Source organism: Micrococcus sp. HG099 (assembly GCF_024723355.1).
Taxonomy (GTDB): Bacteria; Actinomycetota; Actinomycetes; order Actinomycetales; family Micrococcaceae; genus Micrococcus; species Micrococcus endophyticus.
Genome location: NZ_JANQCJ010000114.1, coordinates 1 through 7,567, shown reverse-complemented (window position 1 = coordinate 7,567; position 7,567 = coordinate 1). Strand labels below are relative to the sequence as shown.

Annotated in this window: 6 protein-coding genes and 1 tRNA gene; 4 read left to right on the top strand and 3 right to left on the bottom strand. The window is 75.2% G+C overall.

Annotated elements, in window-relative coordinates; genetic code table 11:
- The first annotated feature begins 119 nt into the window (after window positions 1-119).
- Complete coding sequence (locus tag NWP10_RS09565; protein ID WP_258300737.1) at window positions 120-2,231, top strand: NHL domain-containing thioredoxin family protein; 2,112 nt, start codon at window positions 120-122, stop codon at window positions 2,229-2,231.
- Between the two features lie 41 nt (window positions 2,232-2,272).
- A complete protein-coding gene (locus tag NWP10_RS09560; RefSeq protein WP_258300736.1) occupies window positions 2,273-2,752 on the top strand; it encodes a flavodoxin domain-containing protein in 480 nt (159 codons plus the stop codon).
- Between the two features lie 353 nt (window positions 2,753-3,105).
- Here the strand turns inward: NWP10_RS09560 and NWP10_RS09555 are convergent, their stop codons facing one another.
- Window positions 3,106-4,782, bottom strand: a complete 1,677-nt coding sequence (locus NWP10_RS09555) for a DUF853 domain-containing protein (RefSeq protein ID WP_258300735.1) — start codon at window positions 4,780-4,782, stop codon at window positions 3,106-3,108.
- 45 nt (window positions 4,783-4,827) lie between these two features.
- Here NWP10_RS09555 and NWP10_RS09550 point away from each other — a divergent pair, with 45 nt between their 5' ends.
- Window positions 4,828-5,424 carry a hypothetical protein gene (locus NWP10_RS09550; RefSeq protein WP_258300734.1) on the top strand — a complete coding sequence of 199 codons (597 nt, stop codon included), beginning with the start codon at window positions 4,828-4,830 and terminating at the stop codon, window positions 5,422-5,424.
- Here the strand turns inward: NWP10_RS09550 and NWP10_RS09545 are convergent.
- Window positions 5,421-6,398 (bottom strand): AEC family transporter, encoded by a 978-nt coding sequence (locus tag NWP10_RS09545; protein ID WP_258300733.1) that lies wholly within the window; start codon window positions 6,396-6,398, stop codon window positions 5,421-5,423. The two genes, NWP10_RS09550 and NWP10_RS09545, sit on opposite strands and share 4 nt — an antisense overlap.
- 259 nt (window positions 6,399-6,657) lie before the next feature.
- Between NWP10_RS09545 and NWP10_RS09540 the strand changes: the two genes are divergently transcribed.
- The gene (locus tag NWP10_RS09540; protein ID WP_184173624.1) at window positions 6,658-7,104 is read left to right on the top strand and encodes a DUF2087 domain-containing protein; all 447 of its coding nucleotides are present in this window, start codon (window positions 6,658-6,660) and stop codon (window positions 7,102-7,104) included.
- A 70-nt stretch (window positions 7,105-7,174) separates the two neighbouring features.
- On the opposite strand, the gene NWP10_RS09535 is transcribed toward NWP10_RS09540, so the two are convergent.
- A tRNA-Gly gene (locus NWP10_RS09535) sits at window positions 7,175-7,248 on the bottom strand.
- Window positions 7,249-7,567: the final 319 nt, after the last annotated feature.

Sequence of the window (7,567 nt, the reverse complement as noted above, 5' to 3'; positions counted from 1 at the left end):
GACCCGGGCAGCCCGCGCGGCGCACCGGGCCGGGCCGGCCGGCGTCGTCTTTCCCCCTGTGACGACGCCGGCGTCCGCCGAGCGCGGACGCGTCCGGGGCGTGCGCCATGATGGTGGGCATGACCGATCCGCAGACCCCGCCCGCCGTCTCGCCCGACGCCGCCCCGTCCGACGCCGCCCCCGCCGCCGTGCCGCGGGCCGCCTCGCGCGTGCGCGCGTCCGAGCTGGTGGGCCGCGGCTGGCTGAACACCGGCGGCGAGCAGGTCACCCTGGAGGACCTGCGCGGCAAGGTCGTGATCCTGGACTTCTGGACGTTCTGCTGCATCAACTGCCTCCACGTGCTGGACGAGCTGCGCCCCCTCGAGGAGGAGTTCGCGGACGTCCTCGTCACCGTGGGCGTGCACTCGCCCAAGTTCGAGCACGAGGCGGACCCGGACGCGCTCGCGGCCGCCGTCGAGCGCTACACCATCGAGCACCCCGTGCTGGACGACCCGGAGCTGACCACGTGGCAGGCCTACTCGGCGCGCGCCTGGCCGACGCTTGTGGTCGTGGACCCCGAGGGCTACATCGCCGCCCACCTCTCCGGCGAGGGGCACGTGGCCGGCCTCTACTCGCTCGTGCGCGAGCTCGTGGCCGAGCACGAGGCCAAGGGCACCCTGCACCGCGGCTCCGGCCCGTACGTGCCGCCGGCGCCCGTGGCCCGGGACCTGAAGTTCCCCGGCAAGGCGATCTCGCTGGCCGGCCGCGGCACGGCGCCGGGCACGTTCCTCGTGGCGGACACCGGCCACCACCGCCTCCTCGAGGTGGCGGAGGACCTCACCACGGTGCTGCGCGCCGTCGGCGGCGGGGACCCGGCCGGGGCCGGCGAGGAGCAGGCCGGGCTCGCGTTCCCCACCCCGGGGGAGAAGGGCCACGCGGACGGCGGCCCGGAGCAGGCCCTGTTCAACGAGCCCAACGGTCTGGCCCTGCTGCCTGAGGACGTGGCGAAGCGGGTCGGCTACGACGTGGTGGTCGCGGACACCGTGAACCACCGCCTGCGCGGGCTGCGCCTCGCGGACGGCCGCGTGAGCACCGTGGCCGGCAACGGCGTGCAGAAGCTCATCGACTCCGAGCGCGCCAAGGAGGCCTCCGCCGGGGACGCCGAGGGCGTCGCCGTGGACCTGTCCGACATCCCGGGGGAGCCCACCGCGATCTCCCTGTCCTCCCCGTGGGACGTGGCCTGGGACCCGGCCGCGGGCCGCGTGGTGATCGCCATGGCGGGCACCCACCAGCTCTTCGACTTCGACCCCGTGGCCGGCGCCCTCGCGGTGCACGCGGGCACGGGCCTGGAGGGCCTGCTCGACGGCGACGCCGGCTCCGCCTGGTTCGCCCAGACCTCCGGCCTGTCCGTGGGCCCGGACGGCACCCTGTGGGCCGCCGACTCCGAGACCTCGGCCGTGCGCTGGCTGCGCACCGGCGAGGACGGGCGCCGCGAGGTGGGCACCGCCGTCGGCACCGGCCTGTTCGACTTCGGCTTCGTGGACGGCGAGGCGGCCCAGGCCCGGCTGCAGCACCCCCTCGGCGTGACCGCCCTGCCGGACGGCTCCGTCCTCATCGCGGACACCTACAACGGCGCCGTGCGCCGCTACGCCCCCGCCGGCGAGGACGCGGCCGGCCGCCCCGTGGCCGCCGCCGTGTCCACCGTGGCCCGCGGGCTGCAGGAGCCCTCGGACGTGCTCGTGGAGCACGACGCCGAGGGGGCGCCGGCGGCGATCGTGGTCGTCGAGACCAACGCCCACCGGCTGGTCCGGCTGGCCGTGCCGGAGGAGTACCTCACCGTGGACGAGGGCGCCCGGCAGACCCAGCGGCCCCGCACGCCCATGGTGGCCGGGGACGTGGACCTGGCCATCGGCTTCGCCGCGCCCTCCGGCCAGAAGCTGGACGACCGCTGGGGCGACCCCACCCAGCTGAAGGTCTCCTCCTCCCCGGAGGAGCTGCTGCTCGAGGGCGCCGGCACCTCCACCGGGCTGAGCCGGACCCTGCGGCTGAACCCCGCGGTGGCCGAGGGCGTCCTGCACATCACCGCGCGCGCCGCCGCCTGCGACGGGGAGAAGGGGCAGCCCATCCCGGACCACGCCGCATGCCACCTGTACCAGCAGGACTGGGGCATCCCGGTCACCGTGCACGCCCCGGAGGGGGCCCCGGAGGGCGCCGAGACCCGCCTGGACCTGGACCTGCGCGGGATACACTGAGCCCCGACGTCCGCCCCCGACCACGAAGGCTGCGCAGAACCATGACCACGCTCATCGTCACCTCGTCCGCCCACGGATCCACGCGTGAGATCGCCCAGCGCGTGGCCGAGGTGCTGCGCACCTCCCAGTCCGTCGAGACCGTCGTGGAGGACGTGGACGGCGCGGCCGCCTGGCTGGCCACGGCCGACGCCGTGATCGTGGCGGCGCCCGTGTACGGGGGCTCGCTCGCGGCCGAGGCGCGGCACTTCCTGGACTCGCGCCGGGCCGAGCTCGCGGACAAGCCTCTGCTGTTCCTGGCCTCCGGCGGCGGCTACGAGCTGGACCCGAAGGTGCGCGAGAAGCTCGAGTCGTACGGCCCGCGCGAGATCGCCTTCTTCCGCGGCGCCCTCGTGGAGGAGCGCCTGGGCTGGCTGGAGAAGCTCAAGCTCAAGGTCTCCCGCAACGAGAACTACGGCGACTACCGCGACTGGGACGCCATCGAGGCCTGGGCCAAGTCGCTCTCGGGCCACGGCGTGCGCTGACCCCCACCCCGCCCGGCACATTTTCGTGCGGGAAACGGGAGTCTTCGTCGGCACTTTCGTGCGGGAAACGGGAGTCTCGGGCACCGCGCCTCCACCGGACCCCACCACGACGTCGGGCCGCACCTTCGCCTCGAAGGTGCGGCCCGACGTCGTCTCGGCGGCAGGCCTGACCGTGCTCGGTTCCCTGGGGCGGATACCCGGCGCGGCTCATGCCGCCCCGCGCGTCGTCGGCGGCTGAGTCAGCCTCCCGTTTCCCACATGAAAACGGGTGGGAGCCTCCCGTTTCCCGCACGAAAGCGGGGTGGGAGGCTCCCGTTTCCCGCACGAAAGCGGTGCTGGGGCGGCTCGGGCCGTCAGCGGCGGAACAGCCCGCCCAGCAGGCCGCCGCCGCGGCGGCCGCGCGTGCCGAGCACCGAGCGGACGACCTCGCGGCCCAGCTGGGTGCCCGCGGACTTCACGAAGTTGCCCATGGCGCGCTCGAAGTCGCTCGGCTTGTCCGCCTCCTTGCGGGCGCGGGCGGTCGCCTTCTCCTCCTCGCGGCGCAGCGCCTCGATGTCGCCCAGGTCCACCCCGGACACCACGGTGCCGCCGCCGTGCCCGTCCGCCACGCGGGCGTCTCCGGCGCCGGCGGCACTGCCCCGGGCGCTGCCGCCCGTGCTGGGGGCCGCCGCCGTGGCCTGCGCGGAGAGCACCTCGGACGCGGACTCGCGATCCTGCGCAGTGCCGTAGACCGGCAGCAGGGCGGAGGCGCCCACGATCTGGCGCATCGCCTCCTCGGGGGCGGGCTCCATGGCCGACTGCGGGGACCACATGCGGGTCAGCGCCACGGGGGTGGGCGCGCCCTCCGGGTCCATCACGGTCACCACGGCCTCGCCGACCTTGGCGGAGGTGAGGGTCTCGGCGAGGTCGTACTCGGTGGTGGGGAAGGTCTGCACGGTCTGCTTGAGCGCCTTCGCGTCCTGCGGGGTGAAGGCGCGCAGGGCGTGCTGCACGCGGTTGGCGAGCTGGCCAAGCACCTCGGCGGGCAGGTCCTGCGGGGTTTGGGTGACGAAGAACAGGCCCACGCCCTTGGAGCGGATCAGGCGCACGGTGGTGGTGATGGCGTCCAGGAAGGCCTTCGAGGCGCCGTCGAAGAGCAGGTGCGCCTCGTCCAGGAAGAACACGAGCTTGGGCTGGTCCAGGTCCCCGGCCTCGGGCAGCTCGGCGAAGAGGTCCGCCAGGAGCCACACCATGAACGTGGAGAACAGCTGCGGCTTGGCGGCCAGGGTGGGCAGCTCGAGGCAGGAGATCACGCCGCGCCCGTCCGGGGCGACGCGCAGCAGCTCCGCGGTCTCGAACTCGGGCACGCCGAAGAACGCGGCCATGCCGGCGGCCTCGAGGCCGGTGACCTCGCGCAGGATCACGTTGGCGGTGGACTTGGCGACGCCGCCGAGCCCCTTGAGGTCCGCCTTGCCCTCGTCCGAGGTCAGGTGGGTGACCACGGCCTTGAGGTCCGCGAGGTCGTCCATGGCCAGGCCGCGCTGGTCCGCCCAGTGGAACATCAGCTGCAGCGAGGACTCCTGGGTCTCGTTGAGCTCCATGATCCGGGAGAGCAGCACGGGCCCGAACGCGTCCACGGTGGCGCGCACGGGCACGCCCACGCCGTCGCCGCCCAGGGCGAGGAACTCCACGGGGTAGGCCTGGGACTGCCAGGGCATCCCGGTGGCGGTGGTGCGCTCGGCGAGCTTCTCCGAGGCCTCGCCCGCGACGGCGAGCCCGGAGAGGTCCCCCTTGACGTCCGCGAGGAACACGGGGACCCCGGCGCTGGAGAGCTGCTCGGCCATCATCTGCAGGGTCTTGGTCTTGCCCGTGCCGGTGGCACCGGCCACGAGCCCGTGGCGGTTCATCATGCGCAGCGGCAGCCGCACGGGGGTGTCCGCGTGCACCTCGTCCCCCACCACGGCGGCGCCGAGGGTGACGGTGGCGTCCTCGAAGGAGTAGCCCTGACGGATGGACTCGAGCAGGCCCTCGCCCGCGGTGTTCTGTGCCATGGGCCACATCCTAGGGCCACCCCCGGGACGGGCTAGCCTGGCCGCATGTCCCGCCCCGCACCGCGCCCCCGGCCCGCCTCCCACGGAGGCGGCGCGTCCCGGCCCCGCCCGACGACGGCGCCGCCCGCCCTGCCCGACCGGCCCGGCTGGGTGCGCCTCGCCGCGGGCGCGGCGGTCCCCGGCCTGGTCGCGGCGCTCACGGTGCTCTCGGCGCTGCAGATCTTCGTGCTCAACCCGCTCGCCGCCGCCCCGGGCGGGCGCGGCCTGGGCCGGGTGTACGCGGACCTCGGCGCGGCGGGGGAGGGCGGCTTCCCGTTCCTGCTCTCCGCCCTGATCCTGGCGGCGGGACTCGGCGTGGCCGCGATCCTCTGGTTCCTCGTGTGGCGCCGCGAGGAGGTCGACCCCCTCGCGGTGCTCGCGCTCGGCCTCGCCTCGCTCGTCGCGGCCACTCCCGCGTACTTCATCGCCTCGTTCGCGATGGGCATGTCCCTGGCGGACATCTACGACATCGGCGGGGCGGACCAGAGCCCGTGGGCCTGGCCCGTGTACGCGGCGAGCGCGCTGGCGCTGCCCACGCTCGCCGTCGTCGTCGTGCTCCTGCTGCGCGGCCCGGCCGCCGGCAGCCCGCGCGGCGGCCGCTAGGCCAGCAGCAGGGCGACGGCGATCATCGCCGGGATCGCGACGATCGTGGTGACGAGGATCGTGTCCTTGGAGACGCGCAGCCCCGTGTCGTAGCGCACGGCCGCCACGAACACGTTCTGGGCGGTCGGCAGGGAGGCCAGCACGACGGCGACGAACACCTGCCGCCCGTCCAGGCCGAGCACGAACTGCGCCAGCACCCACGCGATCAGCGGGTGGGCCAGCAGCTTCACGCCCGAGGCCAGGAGCACGTCCGCGCGCCGCCCGCCCGCGCGCTCGAGGGGCCGCGAGCCCACCAGGGACATGCCGAACGCCAGGAGCATGGCCGGGATGGACAGGCCGGCGATCAGGTCCACGGACTCCATGACCGGGCCGGGCAGCGTCCAGCCGGTGAACGAGAACACGAGGCCGGCCGCGGAGCCGAGGATCATCGGGTTCGTCGCCGTCTGGCGCAGCTGCGCCGCGATCGCCCGGCCGGGGGAGCGGCGCACCGCCCGACGCCCGCCCGCGGCCCGGGCCTGCCCCTCGCGCGTGGTGGCGACGTCCATGGCGGCCACGTAGAGCGGCGTGTAGAGCGCCAGCTGGAAGATGAGCACGGGGGCGGCCAGGGCGGCGTCGCCCAGCACGTACGTGGCGATGGGGATGCCCAGGTTCGCCGAGTTGACCATCGAGGCGCTCAGGGCCGCCATGATGCGCTCGGAGGCCGGCCGGCCCTTGAGCAACGGGATCGAGACGGCGAGGAAGAGGGCGGCGGCGGCCAGCGCGGAGAGCGTGGCCACCCACAGCTGCGGGCCCAGCACGGCGGCCACGTCCGCGCGGGAGAGCGTGACGAACAGCAGGGCCGGGCTGCCGATGTAGAACGCCGTCTTGGACAGCACCGTCCGGGCGTCCTCGCCCAGCACCCCCGAGCGGCCCACGAGGAAGCCCACGGCGATGATCACCCACACCACGGCGAAGCCGGAGAGCACCTGCGTCACGGGCGCTCCTCGGCGGCGGGCGCGACGGGGCTCGGCGGGGTGAGGGGCATGGCGCGATCCTACGCCGGAACGGTCCGCTAGCCTGGGCCACGACGGCGGCGCCCACCGCCGAGCGCGCCGCGCGGCCCGGCCCCGCGCGGCAGGGCCGAGCCGGCCCGGCGCGAAGGGGAGCGGATCCTCGGGCCCACCGACCGCGACGGACGTCGACCGACCCCGCGGCGCGTGCGAGGCCGGGCGGCGCGCCCGTGAGGACCCCGAGATGACCCGACAGTCCGATCTGAAGACCCTGATCCGCGCCCGCATGGCGGTCACCGGCGAGCGGTACACGGCCGCGGCGGCCGCGCTCGCCGACGAGTGGGAGGCCGCCGAGCGCTTCCACGCCACCGTGCTGGCCCGCTTCTTCGACGGGGAGCGGCTGCGCTCGATCCCCGCCCGGCGCAAGCCGCGCGTGGCCGTGCTCCTGGAGCTGCTGCGCCGCTTCGCCCCGGATCGCGCCTACACCGAGCCGGAGGTCAACGACCTGCTGCGCCCGGCCCACGAAGACGTGGCCACGCTGCGGCGCGAGCTCGTGGACTACGGCTTCCTGGACCGCGCGGACGGGGTGTACCGGATGGCGGACGCCGGGCCCGACGTCGACCCGCGCTTCGCCGCGGATCTGCCCGTGGACCTGGAGCGGCGCCTGCGTCAGCTGCGCGCGGGGCGCTGAGGCGGGCCGCCGTCATCGTGGAAGCACTCAGGGCCCGGCGGTGGCCGGGCCCTGACGAGGTGATTCCTGGTGGAGCGGGCGACGGGAATCGAACCCGCGTATCTTGCTTGGGAAGCAAGCGCTCTACCATTGAGCTACGCCCGCGCAGCCGCTCGGCTTCTCACCTGCGGCGCGGGCACCACCATACACCAGCCCCGCCCGCCGGCCCGGACCGGCCGCCCCGCCGAGGGCGTCGCACGCCCGCTCCCACGGTGTCCCGTCGGGGCCCGCTGGTAGAGTCCAGACCGCGTCCGGCCGCGGTCGGGCGCGCCCCGCAGCCCCCGTCCCGGAAGGACGCACCATGCGCGAGACCACGGCCGACGCGGCCCCCGGCCAGACCCCCGCCCGCCCCGACGACACGGCGGTCTACCGCTACCTCGCCTTCGGCGAGACGCAGCGCCCCTTCCTGATCGGCGGGCCCGCC